The sequence below is a fragment of the Agrococcus jejuensis genome (assembly GCF_900099705.1).
In the GTDB taxonomy this organism is placed as follows: Bacteria; Actinomycetota; Actinomycetes; order Actinomycetales; family Microbacteriaceae; genus Agrococcus; species Agrococcus jejuensis.
Map to the genome: position 1 here is coordinate 255,230 of NZ_LT629695.1, position 21,480 is coordinate 276,709.

At 72.8% G+C, this 21,480-nt stretch carries 21 protein-coding genes; 7 read left to right on the forward strand and 14 right to left on the reverse strand.

All coding sequences use genetic code 11. From position 1 onward, the window contains the following. Nucleotides 1-72: 72 nt before the first annotated feature. Nucleotides 73-603 carry a hypothetical protein gene (locus tag BLQ67_RS01205; RefSeq protein ID WP_092501717.1) on the reverse strand — a complete coding sequence of 177 codons (531 nt, stop codon included), beginning with the start codon at nt 601-603 and terminating at the stop codon, nt 73-75. A 96-nt stretch (nt 604-699) separates the two neighbouring features. Between BLQ67_RS01205 and BLQ67_RS01210 the strand changes: the two genes are divergently transcribed. Further along, complete coding sequence (locus BLQ67_RS01210) at nt 700-1,332, forward strand: hypothetical protein (RefSeq protein WP_092501719.1); 633 nt, start codon at nt 700-702, stop codon at nt 1,330-1,332. A 187-nt stretch (nt 1,333-1,519) separates the two neighbouring features. Then, entirely contained in the window at nt 1,520-1,780 is a 261-nt protein-coding gene (rpsT, locus tag BLQ67_RS01215; RefSeq protein WP_092501721.1) for a 30S ribosomal protein S20, read from the forward strand. Nucleotides 1,781-1,849: 69 nt separating this feature from the next. Here rpsT and holA read toward each other — a convergent pair whose 3' ends face one another. Beyond that, nucleotides 1,850-2,815 (reverse strand): DNA polymerase III subunit delta, encoded by a 966-nt coding sequence (gene holA / locus BLQ67_RS01220; protein WP_092501723.1) that lies wholly within the window; start codon nt 2,813-2,815, stop codon nt 1,850-1,852. 126 nt (nt 2,816-2,941) lie between these two features. Here holA and BLQ67_RS01225 point away from each other — a divergent pair, with 126 nt between their 5' ends. Then, on the forward strand, nt 2,942-3,949 hold the full coding sequence (locus BLQ67_RS01225; protein ID WP_092501725.1) for a hypothetical protein: 1,008 nt from the start codon (nt 2,942-2,944) through the stop codon (nt 3,947-3,949). A gap of 3 nt (nt 3,950-3,952) precedes the next feature. Here BLQ67_RS01225 and BLQ67_RS01230 read toward each other — a convergent pair whose 3' ends face one another. Together BLQ67_RS01230 and BLQ67_RS01235 are read right to left on the reverse strand one after the other, a co-directional pair. Next, a complete protein-coding gene (locus tag BLQ67_RS01230) occupies nt 3,953-6,142 on the reverse strand; it encodes a ComEC/Rec2 family competence protein (protein WP_092501728.1) in 2,190 nt (729 codons plus the stop codon). A gap of 3 nt (nt 6,143-6,145) precedes the next feature. Further along, the gene (locus BLQ67_RS01235; protein WP_092501730.1) at nt 6,146-6,325 is read right to left on the reverse strand and encodes a hypothetical protein; all 180 of its coding nucleotides are present in this window, start codon (nt 6,323-6,325) and stop codon (nt 6,146-6,148) included. A 352-nt stretch (nt 6,326-6,677) separates the two neighbouring features. On the opposite strand from BLQ67_RS01235, the gene BLQ67_RS01240 reads away from it, so the two are divergent. Beyond that, nucleotides 6,678-7,028: a hypothetical protein gene (locus tag BLQ67_RS01240; RefSeq protein WP_157674611.1), complete on the forward strand. Its 351-nt coding sequence runs from the start codon at nt 6,678-6,680 to the stop codon at nt 7,026-7,028. A gap of 88 nt (nt 7,029-7,116) precedes the next feature. Here BLQ67_RS01240 and BLQ67_RS01245 read toward each other — a convergent pair whose 3' ends face one another. From BLQ67_RS01245 to leuS, 3 genes are all read right to left on the reverse strand, one after another. Next, entirely contained in the window at nt 7,117-7,668 is a 552-nt protein-coding gene (locus tag BLQ67_RS01245; RefSeq protein ID WP_197674620.1) for a ComEA family DNA-binding protein, read from the reverse strand. A 109-nt stretch (nt 7,669-7,777) separates the two neighbouring features. Then, nucleotides 7,778-8,335, reverse strand: coding sequence for a KH domain-containing protein (locus BLQ67_RS01250; RefSeq protein ID WP_157674612.1), 558 nt, complete (start codon nt 8,333-8,335; stop codon nt 7,778-7,780). Between the two features lie 104 nt (nt 8,336-8,439). Then, on the reverse strand, nt 8,440-10,980 hold the full coding sequence (gene leuS / locus BLQ67_RS01255) for a leucine--tRNA ligase (RefSeq protein ID WP_331711983.1): 2,541 nt from the start codon (nt 10,978-10,980) through the stop codon (nt 8,440-8,442). Nucleotides 10,981-11,122: 142 nt separating this feature from the next. Between leuS and BLQ67_RS01260 the strand changes: the two genes are divergently transcribed. Then, entirely contained in the window at nt 11,123-11,593 is a 471-nt protein-coding gene (locus BLQ67_RS01260) for an SRPBCC domain-containing protein (RefSeq protein WP_157674613.1), read from the forward strand. A 15-nt stretch (nt 11,594-11,608) separates the two neighbouring features. On the opposite strand, the gene BLQ67_RS01265 is transcribed toward BLQ67_RS01260, so the two are convergent. Next, entirely contained in the window at nt 11,609-12,925 is a 1,317-nt protein-coding gene (locus BLQ67_RS01265) for an anthranilate synthase component I family protein (protein WP_231945118.1), read from the reverse strand. Between the two features lie 12 nt (nt 12,926-12,937). Here BLQ67_RS01265 and BLQ67_RS01270 point away from each other — a divergent pair, with 12 nt between their 5' ends. Together BLQ67_RS01270 and BLQ67_RS01275 are read left to right on the forward strand one after the other, a co-directional pair. Next, the gene (locus BLQ67_RS01270) at nt 12,938-13,741 is read left to right on the forward strand and encodes an aminotransferase class IV (protein ID WP_157674614.1); all 804 of its coding nucleotides are present in this window, start codon (nt 12,938-12,940) and stop codon (nt 13,739-13,741) included. Between the two features lie 11 nt (nt 13,742-13,752). Continuing rightward, nucleotides 13,753-14,391, forward strand: coding sequence for a DedA family protein (locus BLQ67_RS01275; protein WP_092506710.1), 639 nt, complete (start codon nt 13,753-13,755; stop codon nt 14,389-14,391). Between the two features lie 6 nt (nt 14,392-14,397). On the opposite strand, the gene cydC is transcribed toward BLQ67_RS01275, so the two are convergent. The 6 genes from cydC to BLQ67_RS16675 all read right to left on the reverse strand — a co-directional run bounded on the left by cydC (nt 14,398) and on the right by BLQ67_RS16675 (nt 21,455). After that, on the reverse strand, nt 14,398-16,026 hold the full coding sequence (gene cydC, locus BLQ67_RS01280; protein ID WP_092501739.1) for a thiol reductant ABC exporter subunit CydC: 1,629 nt from the start codon (nt 16,024-16,026) through the stop codon (nt 14,398-14,400). Then, a complete protein-coding gene (locus tag BLQ67_RS01285; RefSeq protein WP_092501741.1) occupies nt 16,023-17,627 on the reverse strand; it encodes an ABC transporter ATP-binding protein/permease in 1,605 nt (534 codons plus the stop codon). Before BLQ67_RS01285 ends, cydC begins: the two co-directional genes overlap by 4 nt. A gap of 70 nt (nt 17,628-17,697) precedes the next feature. Continuing rightward, on the reverse strand, nt 17,698-18,468 hold the full coding sequence (locus BLQ67_RS01290) for an iron ABC transporter ATP-binding protein (RefSeq protein WP_092501743.1): 771 nt from the start codon (nt 18,466-18,468) through the stop codon (nt 17,698-17,700). Then, nucleotides 18,465-19,472: an iron chelate uptake ABC transporter family permease subunit gene (locus BLQ67_RS01295; RefSeq protein ID WP_231945119.1), complete on the reverse strand. Its 1,008-nt coding sequence runs from the start codon at nt 19,470-19,472 to the stop codon at nt 18,465-18,467. The genes BLQ67_RS01290 and BLQ67_RS01295 overlap by 4 nt, the downstream gene beginning before the upstream one ends. Then, nucleotides 19,465-20,409: an ABC transporter permease gene (locus BLQ67_RS16670; protein ID WP_231945120.1), complete on the reverse strand. Its 945-nt coding sequence runs from the start codon at nt 20,407-20,409 to the stop codon at nt 19,465-19,467. Before BLQ67_RS16670 ends, BLQ67_RS01295 begins: the two co-directional genes overlap by 8 nt. A 56-nt stretch (nt 20,410-20,465) precedes the next feature. Continuing rightward, the gene (locus tag BLQ67_RS16675) at nt 20,466-21,455 is read right to left on the reverse strand and encodes a siderophore ABC transporter substrate-binding protein (RefSeq protein WP_092501744.1); all 990 of its coding nucleotides are present in this window, start codon (nt 21,453-21,455) and stop codon (nt 20,466-20,468) included. Nucleotides 21,456-21,480 lie beyond the last annotated feature (25 nt).

Below are 21,480 nucleotides of genomic sequence, written 5' to 3' on the forward strand. Positions count from 1 at the left end.
CGAAGCGGACCCTCCATCCTCTCACGCCCCGCGCCCTCGCTCGTGAGGTCGGACGCGCTGCCGCGTGCGCGGTCAGCCCGCGGGGACGAGGCCCACGGCGCCCGACACGGTGCCGGTCGACGCGACCGAGATCGCGACAGGGCCGGGGATCTCGACGGGCGACGACTCCGTGGCGGCCGGGGCGCTCGTGCCCGGCTCCGCCTCCTGCGCGCACGTCGACGTGCCGGTCGCGACCTCGGCGCCCGACGCCGCATCCGTGAGCGTCCACTCGACGCCCGAGCCGTCGACGCTCGCGCACGAGAAGCGCACGACGTGGCTGCCCGCCGGCGCCTCCAGGGTGTAGTCGTGCGTCGCGGGCTGCCCCTCGGGCAGGGTCGCGTAGAACGCGAAGTACGCGACGGGATCGACCGACTGGATCTCGGTGAGGTACGGGTCGAGCTGCTCCTCGTCGGTCGACGGCGACGGCGTGGGCGTCTCGCTCGGCGCGGCGCTCGTGGGCGGCGCGCTCGACGCGGGCGCGTCGTCGTCGGCGGCGGATGCGCAGCCGGCGAGCGCGAGGGCGGCGACGGCGGCGAGCACGGGGGCGACGGAGGCGATGCGCATGCCTCGACGGTATCGGCGGTGCCCATGCGCGCGGGATGCGCGCGGAGTGCGGCCGACGTCCAGGTCGGATCGCTCGCGCTCTCGTAGCGTCGAGTCGTGCACCCCGCCCCACCCCCGGTCGCGACCGCCCGCGTCGTGCCCGGATGGCAGATCGGCATGATCTGGTTCGCACTCGTGCTCTCGGTGCTGCTCATCGTCGGCCCCATCCCGTTCCTGCCGCTGCCCGACGGCCTGCTCGGGCTCACGCTCATGGCGCTCGGCACGCTCCTGACCGCGCTGATGGTGCCGATCGCGCGCGGGCTCGTCGTCGAGCTGCGGCTCGAGCCGCACCGCATCGTCGCGCGCCGGATGCTCGGCGCACCGGTCGTCGTCGCGAGGCACGACGTGCGCGACGTCGTCGTCGCCTCGTCGTTCATGCAGCCGCGTCGCTACGGCGGACCCCTCGAGTCGATGCGCGTCATGCTCGTGGGCCACGAGGGCCGCACCCTCGTGGCGGCGACGTGGTCGACGCTGCGCTTCGACCCGCCCGCGTTCTTCGCACCGTGGGGCATGCGCCCGTTCCTGCTGCCCGAGCCGATGTACGCGCCCGAGCTCGAGCGCCGCGTGCCCGGCGGCACGAGCAGGCTCGAGCGGCTCGGCCCCGCCATGATGATCGTCATCCTCGTGCTGCTCGCGATCGAGGCCGTCGTCGCCGGGGTCGTGCTGCTCCTGGCGCAGGTGCTGCGATGAGGGTGTCGTGGTGAACGACGCGCCCCCGCCTGCGTTGGCGCACCATCCGCGACCCTGGTAAAGTCCTCTGTTGGCTTCCATGCGTCGCGCCCTCTTCGCGATCGCGTGTCCGGGGCCACGAGCCGAGCCGAGTCCCACACTCGCGAGGCCGCCAGCCCCACAGGCAATCACGACCGAAGGAATCACCATGGCGAACATCAAGTCGCAGATCAAGCGCATCCTCACCAACGAGAAGGCGACGCAGCGCAACCGCGCCGTCAAGAGCGAGCTCCGCACGCACGTGCGCGCCACGAAGGCTGCGATCACGGCCGGCGACAAGGCCGCTGCCGAGACCGCCCTCAAGCAGGCGACGCGCAAGCTCGACAAGGCCGTCTCGAAGGGCGTCATCCACGAGAACCAGGCCGCGAACCGCAAGTCGTCGCTCGCGAAGCAGGTCGCCGCGCTCTGATCGAGCACGCACCGAACGCGAGGGCCCGTCCGCGAGGACGGGCCCTTCGTCGTTCTCGGTGCCGAGCGGCTAGGACGCGAGGATGCGCACCATGCGCTCGAGCGCGTGCATGGGGCTGCGCTGCGCGCCCTTGACGGCGTGGTCGGTCTCGGCGATGAGCGCGATGGCGCGGCCGAGCCGGTCGTCGGAGTAGCGCTGCAGATCGCGGCGCGCGTTGCGCACCTGCCACGGCGCCATGCCGAGCGCCTTCGCCGCCTGCCCCTCGGGGCCGTGGTTCGTCGACACCTTCGCGAGCTGCCGGAAGCGCATCGCGAACGCGGCGACCACCGGCACGGGGTCGGCGCCCGACGCGATCGCGTGGCGCAGGCGCACGAGCGCCGCGGCGGCGTCGCCCGCGACGACGGCGTCGGCGACGTCGAACGCCGTCGTCTCGACGTGCCCCGCGTAGTACTCGCGCACGGTCTCGTCGCTGATCTCGCCCTGCGTGTCCTGCACGAGCTGCTTGCACGCGGCGGCGAGCTCGGCGAGGTCCTTCGCGAACGCGCCCGCCAGCGCGCGCAGGGCGCCCTGCGTCACGGTGCGACCCTCGGCCTGGATCTCGGCGCGTGCGAAGGCGATGCGCGCGTCGTCCTTCGTGATCGGCAGGCACGGCACCTCGACGTGCATCTTCCTCACCGCATCCAGCAGCTTCTTGCCACGCACGCTCGAGCCGTCGTGGCGCAGCACGAGGGTCGTGTCGGGCACGGGCTCGGCGATGTACGCCAGCGCCTCCTCGAGGAAGGCGTCGCTCGTGGCCTGCACGCGCGAGACGCGGATGAGCCGCGGCTCGCCGAACAGGGAGGGGCTCGCGAGCTGGATGAGCGTGCCCGGCGCGTACTGGTCGGCCTCGATGTCGCTGATCTCGAGCGACGGATCCTCGTGCGCGAGGATCGAGCGGATGCGCTGGATCGCGCGCTGCGCGAGGTACTCCTCCTTGCCGGCGACGAGCACGACGGGTGCTGGCGCTGCGGCGTCCCACGTCATCTGCCTCGGCATGCCACCAGCGTAGGGCCGACGGGTGACGGCGGCGGTCACCGCTGCGTCGAACTCGCAGTAGCCTCGGCGATGCCCTTACCTGCCCGGAGGCACGCCATGCACGGAGTAGCCAAGCATCCACCCGGAGTGCAAAAGTTCGGACCGGATTGCTGCTTCATTTGCGGTGCAGGTATCCCCCCTGGCTCTCCCGAGCGCACCGTCGAACACGTCTTCCCGAAATGGCTGCTCCACAGCCTCGGTCTCTGGGACGCAAAGATCACCCAACTGAACGATCGGACTCGCGCCTACCGCCAGTTCGTCGTCCCTTGCTGCAGGCGGTGCAACGGGCAGGTCTTCAGCCCAATCGAAGAGCGTGTCAAGCAGGCGGCGGAAACCGGCTTTGACGGATTCGCAGCCCTCGACCGCACGGACCTGTTCCTGTGGTTGGGCAAGATCTATTACGGAATTCTCGTGCGCGAGAGTTTCCTCCCCTTGGACGTAACAGATCACGATGGCCCTCGATTGGTGCCCCAGGCCGCACTGGAGTCGAACAGTCTCCATCACTTGCTCCTTCAAGCAGCGGCGGGCACGACGACATGGCGACCGCTAGAGCCCGGGCCCGCCAGCATTCACTTCTTTCGTTGCCTAGTAGCCGACGATCTTGATCTGAGGTTCGACTACTTGGACGATGTTGCCGTCCCGGTGATCGCCCTCAGGTTCGGCCCCATCGGTGTAGTCGCATGCTTGCAGGATTGGGGCCGATCAGAGGGCGTGCAAGCACCACATTTGGAGGCTGCTAGGTCAATCGAGCTCCATCCCACTCAGTTCCGTGAGGTCTACGCACGACTCTGCTACATCACCCGCAAGTCATGGATTAACGTTTCCGTCCCCGTGCTGGAAGTGGAAGGACAACGTGTTGTCATCGCCCCTGCGTCGATGCCCTTCGAAGGTGAGTTCAATCCCACTGAGTTCGCTCCTGCGCTAGCGAGAGTCTGGGGAGTGGAGACTAGTGCGATCGCGGATGTCAGCGGGGTGCGTTCGACGCTGATGAACGCGGATGGTTCGGGGTTCCAGGTTCCGGACGCGGAGACGTACCTCCGAGCGCCTTTCGCCAACACCGGGCTTTGGCCAGCGCACGAGCTGTCGATGCCGTAGCGGTCACCGCTGCGTCCACGCGACCGCGCCGTCCAAGGCGATCGTGCCGTGCTCGTCGGTGCGGAGCACGAGCATGCCGCGGCGCTCGAGCTCGGCCATGAGGTCGGGTGCCGGATGGCCGTAGTCGTTCGGGCCGACGGGCACGAGCGCGACCTCCGCACCGACGGCGTCGTAGAGCGGCAGGTGCTGGTCGGGCGAGCCGTGGTGCGCCACCACGACGACGTCGGCTGCGGGCACGCCGTCGGCGAGCAGCGCGCGTTGCGCCTCGGCCCCGAGGTCGCCCAGCACGAGCACGCGCTGACCGCCGACGGCCGCAGCGACGACGATCGAGGCGTCGTTGCCCGGCTCGGCATCCGCGTCCTCGGGCCACAGCAGGTCGAGGGCGCCGTCGCCGACGCGCACCGACTCCCCCGCGGTGCCCAGGTGCAGGCGTGCACCGCGCGCGGCGAGGTCGTCGAGCAGCGCGGGCGCGTCGTCGTCGGGCGGGCCGTGCACGACGAGGTCGGCGCGGCCCGCGACGGCATCGACGCCACCGACGTGGTCGGCGTCGAAGTGCGTCAGCACGACGACGTCGAGGCGGCCGATGCCGAGCAGGTCCATGCAGGCGGCGAGCGGCTCGGGCTCGCGGCCCGTGTCGACCAGCACCGTCGCGCCGCCGAGGCGCAGCACCGACGCGGCCCCCTGGCCGACGTCGCACTGCGCGATCGACCAGTCGGGCAGCGTCGCGCGGGCCACGAGCGTCGGCACCTGCACCGTGCCGGTCGCGAGCACGACGACGCACACGGCGGCGGTCGCGCCGCGAGCGATGCGTCGAGCGGCGATGCCCGCACCCACGGCGGCGACGACCGCGACGGCCAGCACGACGCCCGCCCATCCGGCGGGCCAGGGCGGACCGGCGGGCAGCAGCGTCGACGCGTGCGCGAGCCCCGCGATCCACGCCGACGGCAGCCACGCGATCCATGCGACCGCGGCGGCGAGCGCAGGTGCCACGACGGCGACGGCGCACACGACGAGGCCCAGCACCGTCGCGACGGGCGCGGCGGGTGCCGCGAGCACGTTGGCGGGCACGGCGACGAGCGCGATGCGCGGATCGAGCACGACGAGCACCGGCAGGCACCACAGCTGCGCGGCGAGCGGCACGCCGATCGCTGCAGCGACGGGCATGGGCATCCACCGGGCGAGCGCCTCGGCGAGCGGCTGCGCGTGCACGAGCAGCCCCGCCGTCGCGAGGACGGAGAGCGCGAAGCCCGCCGAGCGGGCGAGGGTCGGATCGACGGCGAGCGCCACGAGCACCGCGAGGGCGAGCAGCGCGATGCCGACGCGGCGCACGCCGCGGTGCAGCGCCACGAGCGCGAGTCCGGCCATGATCGACGCACGCACGACGCTCGGCTCGGGGCCGACGAGCACGACGAAGCCCGCGAGCGCCGCGCCCGCGACCGCGACGCGCAGCCAGCGCCGCAGCCCCGCCGCCATCGCGCATCCCAGCGCGAGCGCCACGACGATGGCGCAGTTCGCGCCCGACACCGCCGTGAGGTGCGTCAGGCCCGCCTGCAGCATCGCGGCGTCGAGCCCCGACGACACGAGCGACGTGTCGCCGATCGCGAGGCCCGGCAGCAGCGCGCCGCCGTCGCCAGGCAGGTGCGCCGTCGACTGCCGCAGCCCCTCGCGCACGCCCGCCGACCATCCCGCCCACCACGCCCGGTCGACGCGCTCGACGTCCTCGCACGCCAGGCGCCACGCATCCGCAGGCCCGGCGTCGCCCGCCCACGCGTCGCACGTCGCCGTCACGGTGTCGCCGAGCGCGACCTCGTCGCCCGATGCGTCGAGCACCACGACGACGACGCGGGCGTCGCGCACGACGTCGTCGCCGCACGTCGCCTCGACGATGCGCGCCGGCATCGGCGCCGCGTGGCCGCCGAGCTCGAGCGTCATCTCGGTGCACGACGCCAGGTCGCGCTCGACGGTCGGCACGCTGAGCAGCAGGCCCGCGAGACCGGCGCCGACGGCGACGAGCGTCGCGACCGCACGGATGCGCAGGACGCGGTGGGCGAGCACGACCCCGACGACCGCGACGGCGAGGGCCGCGAGCGCCACGATGCGCTGCGCGTCGCTGCCCCACGCGAGCGCCATCGCCGCCCACGCGATGCCCGCGGGCACGACGAGGCGCGCATCCGTCGACGCGACGAGCCGCATCGATCAGAACGCGACGAGCGGCTCGAGCGCCACGAGCATCGCCGGCCCGATGCCCGAGACGGCGTCGAGGTCGTCGACGCTCGCCCGATCAGAGGCACCGCGCCCGCCGCCACCCGCCTCGCCGGTCGGCTGCCGCACGTCGCCCGCGGCGCCGACGCCGTCCCATCCCAGGAACTGATCCATGGGAGACGACGGTAAGAGCGTTGGATCCCCACGCAGCCACGCGACCTCGCACCTGTGGACAGCAGACGCCTGTGCAGACGAGTGCCGCCGCACCACCCGTGGCCGAGGCCCATGTGCCGTCCGGCTACGCGCACATCCCGGCTCGCACACCGAGACCGTCGTAGGGGGACCACCGCATCTCGATCCTCCGGCGTCCGTGAAGCCTGCCATCCCGGCTGGATCCCAGAGATTTGCTCACATCTGACCCTATGGTTGACCTGTCGGAGCCTCACGCTCCTCGCCCGTCGCTCAGGTCAGACAAGCCGCGCACCATGGCGCGACGTCGATGCCGAGCACATCCAAGGAGATCGAGATGGTGCAGTACACCCGCGAGCAGGCTCGAGCCGAGGTGCTCCGCCTCACGGAACCGAAGGCTGCTTCGGGGGTCATGAACATCACGATGCTGCTCTACATCGGCCCGGTCATCTTCTTCATGGCAGTGATCTTCTTCGCCTCGAGCCAGAACCCGATCACGGAGAGCGACCAGATGTTCTACACCGCCAGCCAGTGGGGCATGGGGCTCGGCGCCACCATGTTCGCCGTCGGTGGGATCAGCATGCTAGTGATGTTCTCGTCAGCCAAGGAGAACGGTCGGCGCGTGAACGAGCTCTGCGAGCAGTACGGCCTCGACAAGGACGAGATCCTCAGGTCGCGTCGCTTCTGATGAGAGCTCCCGCGGAGGACGCCGAGGTCGTCGCCGCGGAGCCGCGGACCGCCATGGATGGTTCGATCGACCCGACGAGCCGCATGCGTCAGAAGGACACGAGCGGCTCGAGCGCCGCGAGCATCGCCGGGCCGATGCCCGAGACGGCGTCGAGATCGTCGATCGTCGCGAACGGGCCGTGCTCCTCGCGGTAGGCGACGATCGCGCCCGCGAGCGTCGGCCCGATGCGCGGCAGCGTGTCGAGCTCGTCGACGCTCGCCTGGTTCACGTTCACGAGGCCGCTCGCGTCGATCGCGCCGGGCGGCGTCTCCCCCACGACCGGCACGCGCACCTGCGACCCGTCGGTGAGCGGCTGCGCGAGGTTGAGCGCCGACGAGTCGGCGTCGGCGGTCGTGCCGCCCGCGCGGGCGATGGCGTCGACGACCCGCGCGCCGTCGGCGAGCGCGTAGACGCCTGGTCGCGCGACCGCGCCCTGCACGTCGACGAGGATCGTCGCCGCCGACGCCACCGCCTGCTCCTCGACGACGGCGGGCGCGACCTGCGGCACCGCCGCCTGCGTCACGACGGCACCCACGACCGCGCCGCCCACCAGCACGGCCGCGGCCCCGACGCCGATGCGCCACCGCAGGGACTGCTCCATGCCGAGCGACGCTAGGTGCGCGGCCGCTGCGGATCGCGGTCGGCCGTGATGCCTGGGGATGCGGGCAGCCTGTGAGGGAGCGACCAGCCGGTCGCCGCGTGCGCGCGCGTCAGCCGCGGCGCGCGACCGACTCGACCTGGCGCAGCGCATCCTCTGCCGTGCGCCGGTCGCCCGCCGTCGCGCGCACGACGCCCGTCGACCGGTCGATCGCGATGCGCGCGCCCGTCGAGCGCTCGAGCGCCTGGATCGTCACCCCGCGCGGGCCGACGACGGCGCCGATCGCGTGGCGCGGGATGCGGCCGATCGCGACGCGCTGCCACGCCGTCGACTTCACGACGACCTCGGCGGCGGGAGGCCACGGCGCGACGACCCACACCTTGAGCACGTCGCCGTCGAGGTCGCGCTCGAGGCGCACGCTGCCCTCCTCCGCATCCACCTCGACGCGGTGCGGTGCTCGCGCCACCAGCGCGACGTCGCGCTCCAGCACGCCGCGCTGCGCCATCCGCTCGCGCGCATGCGTCGTGAGCCGCACGGGCGTCGTCGACGGCAGCGCGTCGATGCGCCCGCGAGCGCGGGACGGCCGCCGTCGCAGCCCGCGCAGCAGCAGCCCCGCGACGACGACGAGCAGCAGCGCGCCGAGCGCGAGGGCGATGACGGGCACGTCCATGACGCTCCTCCGATTCCGTTTCGCAGGCGATTCCGGGTCTGAAGGGAACATTCCCCTCAAGACCCGGAATCGCCTGCAAAACGCAAGCTCAGCAGGTCAGGCGGTCAGCGCACCACGAGGTTCACGAGCTGCGGCGCGCGCACGATCGCCTTCACGATCTGGCCGTTGCCGACCGAGCGCACGACGCCCGGCAGCGAGCGCGCGAGCGCCTCGAGCTCGTCGGCGCCGATCGAGGCGGGCACCTCGACGCGGTCGCGCACCTTGCCGTTGACCTGCACGACCGCAGTCGTCGACTGCTCGACGAGCAGCGTCGCATCGGCCTTGCGCCAGCCGGCGTTCGCGACCGACGGCTCGTGCCCGAGGCGCGCCCACATGTCCTCCGCCGTGTACGGCGCGTAGAGCGACAGGCCGAGCGCGATGGCCTCGACGGCCTCGCGCACGGCTGGGTCCGCCGCACCCGCGTCGCCGTCGACGGCCTTGCGGGCCGCGTTCGTCAGCTCCATGAGGCGCGCGACGACGACGTTGAACTTCAGCGCCTCGATGAGGCCCGGAGCGTCGCGCCAGAACTTGTGGGTCTCGCGGCGCAGCGCGGCGTCGCCGCCCTTCGCATCCGCACCCTTCGGCGCCTTGACCTCGCCCGACAGTCGCCACGCGCGCGCCAGGAACTTCTGCGCGCCGGCGGGGCTGACGTCCTTCCAGTCGATGTCGTCCTCGGGCGGACCCGCGAACGACATCGTGACGCGGATCGCGTCGACGCCGAAGCGGTCGAGCTCCTCGGACAGCGTCACGAGGTTGCCCTTCGACTTCGACATCTTGGCGCCGTCGAGGATGACCATGCCCTGGTTCAGCAGCGACTCGAACGGCTCGGTGAACGAGACGTGGCCGAGGTCGAACAGCACCTTCGTGATGAAGCGCGCATAGAGGAGGTGCAGGATGGCGTGCTCGACGCCGCCGACGTAGCGGTCGACGGGCGCCCAGCGGTCGGCCTGCGCGGGGTCAAAGGCCTTCGTGTCGTCGTTCGGCGACAGGAAGCGCAGGTAGTACCAGGACGAGTCGACGAACGTGTCCATCGTGTCGGGGTCGCGCTGCGCGGGGCTGCCGTCGATCGGCGACGGCACGGCCATCCACTCGGTCGCGGCGCCCAGCGGGCTCGAGCCCTTGGGCTTGAGGTCGAGACCCTCTGCGCTCGGCAGCGTGACGGGCAGCTGCTCGAGCGGCACGGGCACCATCTCGCCGTCGGCGGTGTGCACGATCGGGATGGGCGTGCCCCAGTAGCGCTGGCGCGAGATGAGCCAGTCGCGCAGGCGGTACGTCTTGGCGGCGCCGCCGATGCCGCGCTCCTCGAGCATCGCGATGGCGCGGGCGATGGCGTTCTGCTTCGACAGGCCGTCGAGCGGACCCGACTGGATCATGCGGCCGGAGCCCGTGAGCGCCTCGCCGGTGACTGCGGGGTCGACGGGCTCGTACGACTCGGGCTCGATGGCGTTGCCGTCGTCGTCGATGGGGATCATCGGCATGACGCCCGTGACGGGAGCGTTCGTGTCGACGACGACCTTGACCGGCAGGTCGAAGACGCGCGCGAAGTCGAGGTCGCGCTGATCGTGCGCGGGCACGGCCATGACGGCGCCGTGGCCGTAGTCGGCCAGCACGTAGTCGGCTGCCCACATCGGGATGCGCTCGCCCGTGAACGGGTGGATCGCGTCGCGCCCCAGCGGCACGCCCGTCTTCTCGCGCTCGGTCGACTGGCGGTCGATGTCGGTCATGCGCTGCGTGCGCTGCAGGTACTCGGCGAACGCCGCCTGCGTCGCCTCGTCGGCGCCGGCGACGAGCTCGGACGCCAGGTCGGAGTCGGGTGCGACGACCATGAACGTCACGCCGAACAGCGTGTCGGGGCGCGTCGTGAACACGCGCACGGGCTCGTCACGACCCTCGATCGCGAAGTCGACGTCGGCGCCCTCGGAGCGGCCGATCCAGTTGCGCTGCATGCGCAGCACCTTCTCGGGCCAGCGGCCCTCGAGCTGGTTGAGGTCGTCGAGCAGGCGGTCGGCGTAGTCGGTGATCTTGAAGAACCACTGCGTCAGCTGCTTCTTCTCGACGAGCGCGTCGCAGCGCTCGCAGTGGCCGTCGATGACCTGCTCGTTCGCGAGCACCGTCTGGTCGTTGGGGCACCAGTTGACGTTCGCCGGCTTGCGGTAGGCCAGGCCGGCCTTGAACAGCTCGAGGAACAGCCACTGGTTCCACTTGTAGTAGCCGGGGTCCGACGTGTGCAGGATGCGGTCCCAGTCGAACGCCGTCGCGTAGCGACGCATCGAGCGCTTGTGCTGCTCGATGTTCGCGTTCGTCCAGCCGGCGGGGTCGACGCCGCGCTTGATGGCCGCGTTCTCGGCGGGCAGGCCGAAGGAGTCCCAGCCGATGGGGTGCAGCACGTTGAAGCCCTGCTGGCGCCAGTAGCGCGCGAGCACGTCGCCGTACGCGTACGACTCGGCGTGGCCCATGTGCAGGTCGCCGGAGGGGTACGGGAACATGTCGAGCACGTACTTGCGCGGGCGCGTGTCGGTCTCGTCGTCGGTCGCGAACGGGCGAAGTCGATCCCACTCCTGCAGCCACCGCTCCTGCATCGCGTGGACGTCGTACTCTTCGCTCACCGGTCGTCTCCTGGTCTCCTGCAGCGTGCCGACGCGCGCGCAGACGCGCGCGAGCACCGCATCCGATCCTACGACCCGCGGCGCGCGCTGCCGTGCGCTCGCAGCGGACCGGTGGCAGACTGAGCCCTCGGAAGGGAGCGTGGTGCCCGGGTTCGACAATCCGCCTGCGACGATCGACCTCCATGACCATCGCGTCACGAGGATCGTCACGGTCGACGCGACCCCGGATGCGGTCTGGACGTGCATCACGGAGCCCGAGCACCTCGCGCAGTGGCTCGGCGACATCGCCGCCTTCCCCGAGGGGCTCGTCGCCGGCGCGCAGGGTCGCTTCGCCTGGACGGGCGAGGTCGTGCTCGCCGCACGCGTGCTCGACGTCGTGCCCGCCGAGCGCCTGTCGTTCGAGTGGTCCGAGGGATTCGTCGACCAGAACGCGACGCAGGTGACGTTCGCGATCAAGCCCACCGAGGGCGGCACGCTCGTGCACTTCGAGGAGCGCGGCTTCCAGCTGGGCGGCTCGCAGTCGCAGGTGCGGGCGTCGCTGCGCGCACTCGCGCAGGGGTGGACGGTCGAGCTCGACGAGCTCGTGGCCTACGCGGAGTCGCGCGCGGCCTGAGCGCCGCCGCCGACGCTAGCGAGACCGGGGCACGAGGGCGCGCACGAGCGCCTCGGCCTTGAGCGCGACCTCGTCGAGCTCCTCCTCGGGCACCGACAGGGCCGTGATGCCGCCGCCGACGCCGATCGTCGCGCCGCGGTCGTCGGCGACGATCGAGCGGATGACCATGGCGAGGTCGCACGCGTCGGCCGTGATGGCGCCGAAGCAGCCCGAGTAGATGCCGCGCGGTCCCGTCTCGAGCGCCTGCAGCAGCTCGACGGTGCGGCGCTTCGGCGCGCCCGTCATCGAGCCCGCCGGGAAGGTGGCGCGCAGCACGTCGACGGGGCCGACGCCCTCGCGCACGGTGCCGGCGATCGTCGAGACGAGCTGATGCACCGTCGGGTAGGTCTCGACGGCGAGGAGGCTCGTCACGGCGACGCTGCCCGGCTCGCACACGCGCTGCAGGTCGTTGCGGCAGAGGTCGACGATCATGACGTTCTCGGCGCGCTCCTTCTCGCTCGTGCGCAGCTCCTCGGCGAGCACGGCGTCGTCGGCGCCGGTCCCCCGCCTCCTCGTGCCCTTGATGGGGCTCGTCTGCACGCGGCCGTCCTCGAGCCGCAGGAAGCGCTCGGGGCTCGCGGACGCGAGGGTCGTGCCCGCGATGCGCAGCAGTCCGCCGTGGTGCGCGCGGGCCGTGGCGCGCAGCCGCAGGTAGGTGGCGAGCGGATCGATGGGGCCGGTCTCGAGGGCCGTCGTGAGGCACAGCAGATAGGAGTCGCCGTCGCGGATCGCGCGCTGGCACGCCGCGATGGCAGCGAGGTAGGCCTCGGGGTCGTCGCGCCAGCGCACCGATGCCGGCGCCGCGTCGCCGTACCAGGGCGGCAGCACGGGTGCGGGCAGCGGCTCGGGCGCCGCGCGCCGCGACTGCAGCTGCGCCGTGCGCGTGTCGTCGTCGACGACGATCCACGTCGACAGGCGCATCCACGCGGCGTCGGGATGCGGCGAGGGCGCGGGCTCGAGACCCAGCAGGCGCACGCCGGCCTCGTAGCCGAGCCAGCCGACCCACGCGCCGCCGTCGGCGGTCGCGGCGCCGAGCGCGTCGAGGGCGTCGAGGGCGTCGCCCGGGACAGGATCCCCGTCGCGCGTCGCGACGCCGTCGCGCACCACGAGCGTCGCGTCGCCGACGCCGAGCACGTGCCTGCCGCCCGACGCGGAGTCGAGCCAGACGACGTCGCGTGCGCCGCCGTCCAGGGCCCAGAGCGCCGTCGCGAGCCCCGCGGGGTCGACGTACGGGATGTCCTGCCACGACGCTGCGCCGAGCCAGGGCATGAGGAGCCCATGGGCTGGTGCCATACCCTGCATCCTATGAGCGGGGTGGCAGCGACGACGTCCGCCGCCACCCGTGCGCTCGCGTTCGACGGCGCAGGGTTCGCCCCCGTCGACGCGCCCGCCGGCGACCCGCTCGTGGCCGACTCGTGGCTCGTCGTCGACGGCGGCGTCGTGGGCTGGGCGACGCACGTCGAGCGCTTCGCCGCCTCCGTCGAGCGCCAGGGCGGCGACGCCGAGCTCGCCGCTCGCGCGGCCGCCGCGGTGCCGGATGCGGTGCCGCGCACGGGCGCGTGGTTCCCCCGGCTCGACTGGCCGCAGCCGCACGTGCACGACGGCCCCGTGCTGCACGTCCGGCCCGCGCCGACGCTGCACCGACGCGCGCTCGTGCGCACGGCCTCCCATGATCCGCGCACGACGGCCGACGTGAAGGGGCCCGACCTCACGGCGCTCGGGCTGCTGCGCGAGCAGGCGCGCGCCGAGGGCGCCGACGAGGCGGCGATCGTCGTCGACGGGCACGTCGTCGACGGCGCGACGAGCGCCATCCTGTGGTGGCGCGACGGGGTGCTGCACGCTCCACCCGTGGCGCGCGAGCGCGTCGACTCCGTCACGGCCCGCCAGGTCGCGACCATCGCCTCCGCGCTTGGAGCCCGCGTCGTCGACGAGGATGCGACGCCCGCATCCCTCGCGGGGGCCGAGGTGTGGATCGTCAACGCGCTGCACGGCGTGCGCGGCGTCTCGGCGTGGGCCGACGCCGACGGCACGCATCAGGCCGTCGCCGTGCCGACTCGCGCCGACGCGTTCCAGGCCGCGCTCGAGCGGCTCCGCAGGCCGTGGGGCTGACCGACGTGGACCTGAACGCCTGGATCACGAGCTTCCTCGACGTCGTGCAGTCGGTGGAGCCGTGGCTGCGCACGCTCATCGCGGGCGTCGCGATCATGCTCGAGACGAGCGTGCTGCTGGGGCTCCTCGTGCCCGGCGACACCGTCGTCATCGTCGCGGCGACGGGCATCGAGGATGCCGGCCAGTGGGCTGCGCTCGTCGCGGCATGCATCGCGGGTGCGCTGCTGGGCGAGTCGTTCGGGTTCGCGATCGGGCGCTGGCTCGGCCCGCGCATCGACGGCTGGCTCGGCCGCCGCTGGCCGCGCGCCGCCGACCGCTGGGCGCGCATCGAGCGCTACCTGCAGCGCCGCGGCGGCCCGGCGATCTTCCTGTCGCGCTTCCTGCCCGTCGCCCACTCGCTCGTGCCGCTCGTCGTGGGCGCGAGCGGCATGCGCTACCGGCGCTTCATCGCCTGGACCGTCCCGGCGTGCGTCCTGTGGGCGCTCGCGTACGGCAGCGTCGGCTGGCTCGCCGCCGGCTCGTTCCGCGAGCTCTCCGAGAGCCTCCACGGCGCCGGGTACCTCTTCGTGGCGATCATCGCCGCGTTCCTCGCCGTCGTGTGGCTCGGCAAGCGCTGGCTCGTGCGCCGCGAGGCGCGCCACATGGACTGACGCGGCTCAGGCGGGCACGGCCGGCTGCAGCGTGACCGTGCGGGTCACGAGGTCGGCCGGCAGCGGCGTGTGGCTCGTGACGAGCACGATGCGGCCGGATGCGCGCGCCGCCTCGAGCATGCGGCGCACGAGCGGCAGCGCCACCTCGTCGTCGACGTTGGCGGTCGGCTCGTCGAGCACGAGGATCGGCGGGGCGGCGAGCAGCGCGCGGGCGAGCGCGAGACGCTGCGCCTGCCCGCCGGAGACGAGCGCGGCACGGTCGCCCGGCATGGTGTCGAGGCCGTCGCGCCCGCGCGCCCAGTCGGCGAGGCCGACCTCGTCGAGCGCCGCCCACAGGTCGTCGTCGGTCGCGCCCTCGCGCGCGAAGCGCAGGTTCTCGCGCACGCTCGTGTCGAGCAGGTGCGGCAGCTGCTCGACGAGCACGATCGACGTGCGCACGGCATCCGGGTGCAGCCTGCGCAGGTCGACGCCGCCGACCGTCGCGGTGCCCTCGTGCTCGAGGAAGCGCACGAGCGCCGCCGCGAGCGTCGACTTGCCGACGCCCGAGACTCCGCGGATCGCCACGACGTCGCCCGGCTCGGCCACGAGGTCGACGGGCGCGAACGCGGCGTCGGCGCCGGGCCATGCGGCGGTGACGCCCGCCAGGCGCAGCGCGCCCGACGGCGGCGTCGCGTCGCCGACCTCGGCCGGTACCGCGACGTCGGCCACCGCGGCATCGACGCGGGCGCGGCGGATGCGCGACTCCCGCAGCACGAGCGCGGCGGCGGGCACGGCGCCCCACACCTCGAAGAGCGCGAGCGGCACGAGCGCCACGAGGGCGACGAGCCCGGAGGCCAGCCAGCCGCCGTCGGCGACCGCGGAGCCGTCGAGCAGCGCGACGGATGCGACGACCGCGAGCCCGCCCGCGGCGACGATGACGGCGGACCCTGCGCCGGCGGCGATCGCGAGGCGACGGCTGCGCTCCCCCAGTCGCCGCTCGAGCGCGAGGATGCGCGCGGCCTCCGCCTCCCACGCGTCGAACGCCACGAGCAGGTCGCGGGCGCGCAGCGCCTCGAGCAGCGCGGCGTCGAGCTCGGCGGCGAGCGGCGCGACCTCGTGCTCGGCGCGGGCGGCGACGCGCACGGCGAGCCACGTCGCCAGCGCACCGCTCGCGACGAGCGCCACGAGCAGCGCACCCGCGGCAGCCAGGTCGATCGCGGCGACGACCGCGACGGTCACGACCGCGCAGACGCCGGCGGTGACGAGCGGGCCGACGGCGCGCAGCGGCCGATCCTGCAGGCGGTCGACGTCGGCGACGACGCGCGCGAGCAGCTGCGACGAGCGCGCGCCGACGCCGACGGGCAGCACGGGCCGCAGGCGATCGAACAGGGCGACGCGCTCGCGCGTGAGGTCGCGGAAGGCGGCGTCGTGCGACACGAGTCGCTCGAGGTAGCGCAGCGCCGCTCGTCCGATGGCGAAGGCGCGCACGCCCACGATCGCGATCTGCAGGTGCAGGATGGGCGGCTGCTCCCACGCCGACGCGAGCAGCCAGCCTGCCGTCGCCATGAGCGCGATCGACGCGAGCCCCGTCGCGGCGGCGACGGCGTACCCGAAGCCGCGCGCGCTGCGCACGCTCCACTCGCGGATGGGCCTCATGCGGGCACCTCCGCGTCGGCCGGCACCTCGATGGCCACGGGCTCGACCACGGCGTCGGCTGCCGCGACGACCGCGGCGCGGTGGCTCGCGACCACGACGATGCCGCCCGCGTCGGCGAGCGCGCGCAGGCTCGCCACGACGTGCCGCTCGTGCTCGGCGTCGAGCGCCGACGTCGGCTCGTCGACGAGCAGCACGGGCGCGCCGTCGAGGTGCCTGCGGATGGCGCGGGCGAGCACGACGCGCTGCACCTGGCCACCCGAGGCGCCGTGCACGCCGCCCGTCGCGGGGTCGACGGGCAGGTCGGGGTCGAGGTCGACCCCTGCGAGCGCCATCGCCTCGTCGACGTGGGCGTCGTCGCCCCCGAGCGCGACGTTCGACCGCACGGTGCCCGACACGAGCGCATCCGCAGAGCGCTGCGGCGCCCACGCCAGGTCGGCACGGGCGACGGCGCGACCGTCGAGGCTCGCGGCGCCGTGCGCGTCGACGAGCCCGAGCAGCGCCGCGAGCACGCTCGACTTGCCGACGCCCGACGGCCCATGCAGGCACGCCAGCGTGCCGTGCGGCAGCACGGCCGTCACGGCGCCGCCGCCGTGGCGTGCGCGCAGGCCCGAGAGCACGAGTCCCGAGGCAGCAGCATCCGCATCTGCCGCCGCCGGCGCCTCGGCCGGCTCGCGCTCGAGCAGGTCGAGCACGCGCGTCGTCGCCTCGACGCCCTCGGTCGACGCGTGGAACGCGATGCCCACGAGCCGCACGGGCAGGAAGGCGTCGGGCACGAGGATGAGCACGCTGAACGCGACGGCGAGCGGGATGTCGCCCTCGAGCAGCCGCACGCCCACCGACACCGCGACGATCGCGATCGCGATGGATCCCGCGAGCTCGAGCACGAGGCTCGAGAGGAACGAGATGCGCAGCACCGACATCGTGCGCGTGCCGTGCTCGGCGCTGCGAGCCTCGACGAGCGCGCGGGCGCGTCGATCGCGGCGGAAGAGCTTGAGCGTCGCGAGGCCCTCGAGCGTGTCGAGCGTCGCGGCGGCGAGACGCTCGGTCTCGCGCCACTGCGCTCGCTGCACGCGCTGCGTCGCGAGGCCGATGAGCACCATGAAGACCGGGATGAGCGGCAGGCAGAGCGCTGCGGCCACGCCAGAGAACGGATCCTGCACGAACAGCGCCACGAGCACGATCGGCACCGCGACGACCGTGCGCGCGAGCTGCGGCACGAAGCCCGCGAGGTAGCCGTCGAGCGCGTCGAGGCCCCGGCCGATGCCCGTGGCGGCGACGACGGGATCGGCGACGCCCGTCTCGCCGATGCGCGCGAGGGCGCGAGCGCGCAGCTGCGAGCGCACGCGCACGGAGCCGCGGGTCGCGATCGCCTGGTCGACCCAGCCGAGCGCGCTGCGTGCCACGATCGCGGCGGCCGCGATCGTGAGCGGCTGCCAGAGGTCGCCGTCGGCGCCACCGATCGCGATGGCGATGGCGAGGCTGGCCGACCAGGCGAAGACGACGATCGCGACGGCCTGCACGAGCGCGATGACGCCCGTGCCGGCGAGCAGCGCCCTGGCTGCCGACGCCACGCGGAGGAGGCGGGGATCGAGCGGCCTCACGTGCCCTCCATCCCCTGCTCCGCGCGCTCCGTGGCGCGGCGCGCGGTCGCCGCCATCCTACGGCCGCCGGCTATGAGGCCGGAGGCCGGTAGTACGCCGCGAGCAGCTGGCCGCGGTGCTCGATGACCTCGACAGGCGTGCCGAAGACGCGGCCCAGCACCTCGGGGCGCATGATCTCGGCCGGCGTGCCCGATGCGACGATCTCGCCGTCGGCGAGCGCGACGATGCGGTCGGCGTACGTCGACGCGAAGTTGACGTCGTGGATCACGATCACGATCGTGCGACCCAGCGCATCCGCCGCCTCGCGCAGCTGCCGCATCATCGCCGCCGCGTGCTGCATGTCGAGGCTCGCGAGCGGCTCGTCGAGCAGCACGTAGTCGGTGTCCTGCGCGAGCACCATCGCCACGAACGCCCGCTGCCGCTGCCCGCCGGAGAGCTCGTCGATGAAGCGCTCCTGCAGCGCCTCGAGGTCGAGGAACGCGATCGCCTGGTCGATCGCCTCGTGGTCGGCGGCCGTGAGCCTGCCCTGCGAGTGCGGGAAGCGCCCGAACGCGACGAGCTGCCGCACCGTGAGGCGCGCGACGAAGTGGTTCTCCTGCTTGAGGATCGACACGACCTTCGCGAGCTCGCGCGGCTTCGTCGTCACGACGTCGAGCCCGCCGACCGAGACGCGACCGCTGTCGGCGTGCAGCAGGCGGCCGACGATCGTGAGCATGGTCGACTTGCCCGCGCCGTTGGGGCCGACGAGCGCCGTGATGCCGCCCGCGGCGATCTCGAGGTCGATGGGGCCGAGCGCGCGCGTGCCGGCGTACTGCTTCTCGACGGCGTCGAGGGAGATCATCGAAGGCCCTTCTTCAGGATGACGGCGAGGAACAGCAGGCCGCCCACGAACTCGATGACGATCGAGACGAGGCCGGCGGCGTAGAAGACGTGCTGCAGCACGAAGTAGGCACCCAGGAGCGTCGCGATGCCGGCGAGCACCGCCATCGGCAGCACGCGGGCGTGGCGGTCGGAGTCGACGAGCTGGTACGTCATGGTCGCGACGAGGAACCCGAAGAACGTCATGGGGCCGACCATGGTCGTCGAGATCGAGATGAGGGCCGCGACCAGCACGAGCAGCACCACGATCTCGCGGCGGAAGCGCAGCCCGAGGCTCGTGGCGGCGTCGCGGCCGAGCGCGACGACGTCGAGCACGTGCCGCCGCTGCCACACGACGGCGCACGCGGCGACGACGACGACGAGCGCCCACGGCAGGTAGTCGGGGTTGCCGTTGCCGATCGAGCCGATGAGTCGCGCCGACAGCACGTCGAACTGGCCGGGGGTCAGCAGGCGCTGCATGAACGTCGAGATCGAGCCGAAGCCGATGCCGAGCACGAGGCCCACGAGCAGCAGCACGTGCAGGTTGCGACGCCTGCCCGAGAACAGCCAGCCGTAGAGCAGCGTCGCGAACAGGATCATGAGCAGGCTCTGCGCCACGATCTTGCCGACGCCCTCGACCTGCGTCGCCGCGGTGCCGAGCACGTACACGAGCGTCGTCTGCATGAGCGTGTAGAGCGCGTCGAAGCCGAGCACCGAGGGCGTGAGGATGCGGTTGCCCGTCGCGGTGTGGAACAGCACGGTCGCGACGGCCTGGCACGTCGCGACGAGCGCGATCGTCGCGACGGCGCCGACGCGGCTCTGCACGATGATCCAGAACCCGGGGTGGCCGACGGGCACGGGGATGCCGTAGACGAGCACGCCGATCGCGGCGACGAGCGCGATGCCGCCGACGACCGTCGGCGCGACCCACGGTCGGCGCAGGCGCGTGCGCATCGCCGTGGGCGACGCGATGGCGAGGTCAGCCACGACTCGTCCGCAGCAGCAGGGCGATGAAGGCGACGGCGCCGACGACGCCGAGCACGAGGGCGACGGGCACCTCGAACGGCATGACGATGGTGCGGCCGACGATGTCGCAGAGGATGACGAGGCCCGCGCCGACGACGCACACCCACGGCAGGTTGCCGCGCAGGTCGTCGCCGCGCACCATCGAGACGAGGTTCGGCACGATGATGCCGAGGAACGGCAGGAAGCCGACGACGACCGTCGTGACGGCGGCGGCGATGGCCACGAGGGCGGTGCCGAGCAGGATGACGTGCTCGTAGCGGATGCCGAGCGTCGTCGCGACGTCCTTGCCGAGGCCAGCGGCCGTGAGGCGGTCGGCGACGACGAACACGACGATCAGCACCGCGAGCACGATCCACAGCACCTCGTAGCGGCCGCGCACGACGCTCGTGAACGATCCGGTGAACCACGTGGAGATGAGCTGCAGCGCGTTCGTCGACACCGCGAGGAAGGTGGTGACGGCGCTCACGACGGCGCCGAGCATGATGCCGACGATCGGCACGACGAGCGTCGAGCGGTCCATGACGCGCCGCAGCACCGCCATGAACACGAGCGTGCCGAGGAACGCGGTCACGGATGCCGTGACCATGCGCATCGCGAGGCTCGAGTCGGGCCAGAGCAGCACCGTCACGAGCAGGCCGAGTGCGGCCCACTCGGTGGTGCCCGCGGTCGTGGCGTCGACGAAGCGGTTCTGCGTGAGCATCTGCATCACGAGGCCGCACGCGGCCATGGCGCAGCCCGACAGCACGAGCGCGATCGTGCGCGGGATGCGCGTGATGCCGACGAGCGCTGCGCCCACCTCGTCCTGCGTCACGTCGTAGACGCCAACGGCGAGGGACGCGGCGACGAGCAGCAGCAGCGCGACCACGGCGCCTGGCAGCGCGAGGCGCCGGAGGCGCACCCGCGTGGGGCGCGCCTCCGGCGTCGCGGCGCGAGGCGCCGCAGCTGCGGTGTCGATCAGACGCCTGCGAACGCGTCGGCGAGCTGCTGGTAGGTCGCCGTGTACGTCTGGATGTCCTCGGTGAGGTAGAACGACGGGCTCGTGTAGATCACGGTGCCCTGCTGCACGGCGGTCACGCTCTGCAGCGCCTCCGAGCCCTCGATGAGCTCGGCAGGCGGCACGTAGACCTCGGCGCTCGACTGCATGGCGCCCTCGCGGTCCATGACGACGATCCAGTCGGGGTTCGCCGCGACGATGGCCTCGACGTTGATGTCGTCGCCCATGTGGTCGGTCGAGCCGTCCTGCTCGATCGCCGGCACGAGGTCGAGCGTCGGGTAGAGCATGCCGAGCGAGCGGCCGTTCACGGGAGCGATGTACGAGAGCTCGCCCCCCGACGCCATGAGCGTCATGACGGTCGACTCGCCGTCGTAGGCCTCGGTCGCGGCGGTGAGGCTGTCCTCGTAGGCGCCGACGATCTCGGCCGCCTCGTCCTCGCGGTCGAAGATCTGGCCGAGCGCCTCGGTGACGCGCACGAGCTCGGAGCCGATCTCCTCGCCCTCGCGCGGTGCGAGCTCGATGACGACGGCGTCGGGGTTCTGCGCGACGATGTCGTCGTACGCCTCCGAGAAGCGGTAGCCGCCGATGATGAGGTCGGGCTGCGCCGCGACGATCATCTCGAGGTTCGGCTCGCGGTGGTTGCCCACGTCGAGCACCGACTCCTCCATGTACTCGGGCCATAGGCCCTCGCCCATGACGCCCTTGGGTGCTGCGGCGAGCGGGATGTCCCACGACGACAGCGTCTCGAAGACGTGGTTGTCGAGCGCGACGACGGTCTCGGGGTTCACGGGCACCTCGACGGAGCCGTGGTTGTCCTCGATCGTGACGGTCGCGGGAGCTGCGTCCGCGGACTCCTCCGGCGCTGCCTCGGTCGAGGAGCAGGCGGCGAGCGTCATGGCAGCGACTGCGGCGAGCGCGGCGATCGTCGTGGTGGTGCGAGTTCTGGACATGGTGGAGCGTTCCGCCTTCGTGTGG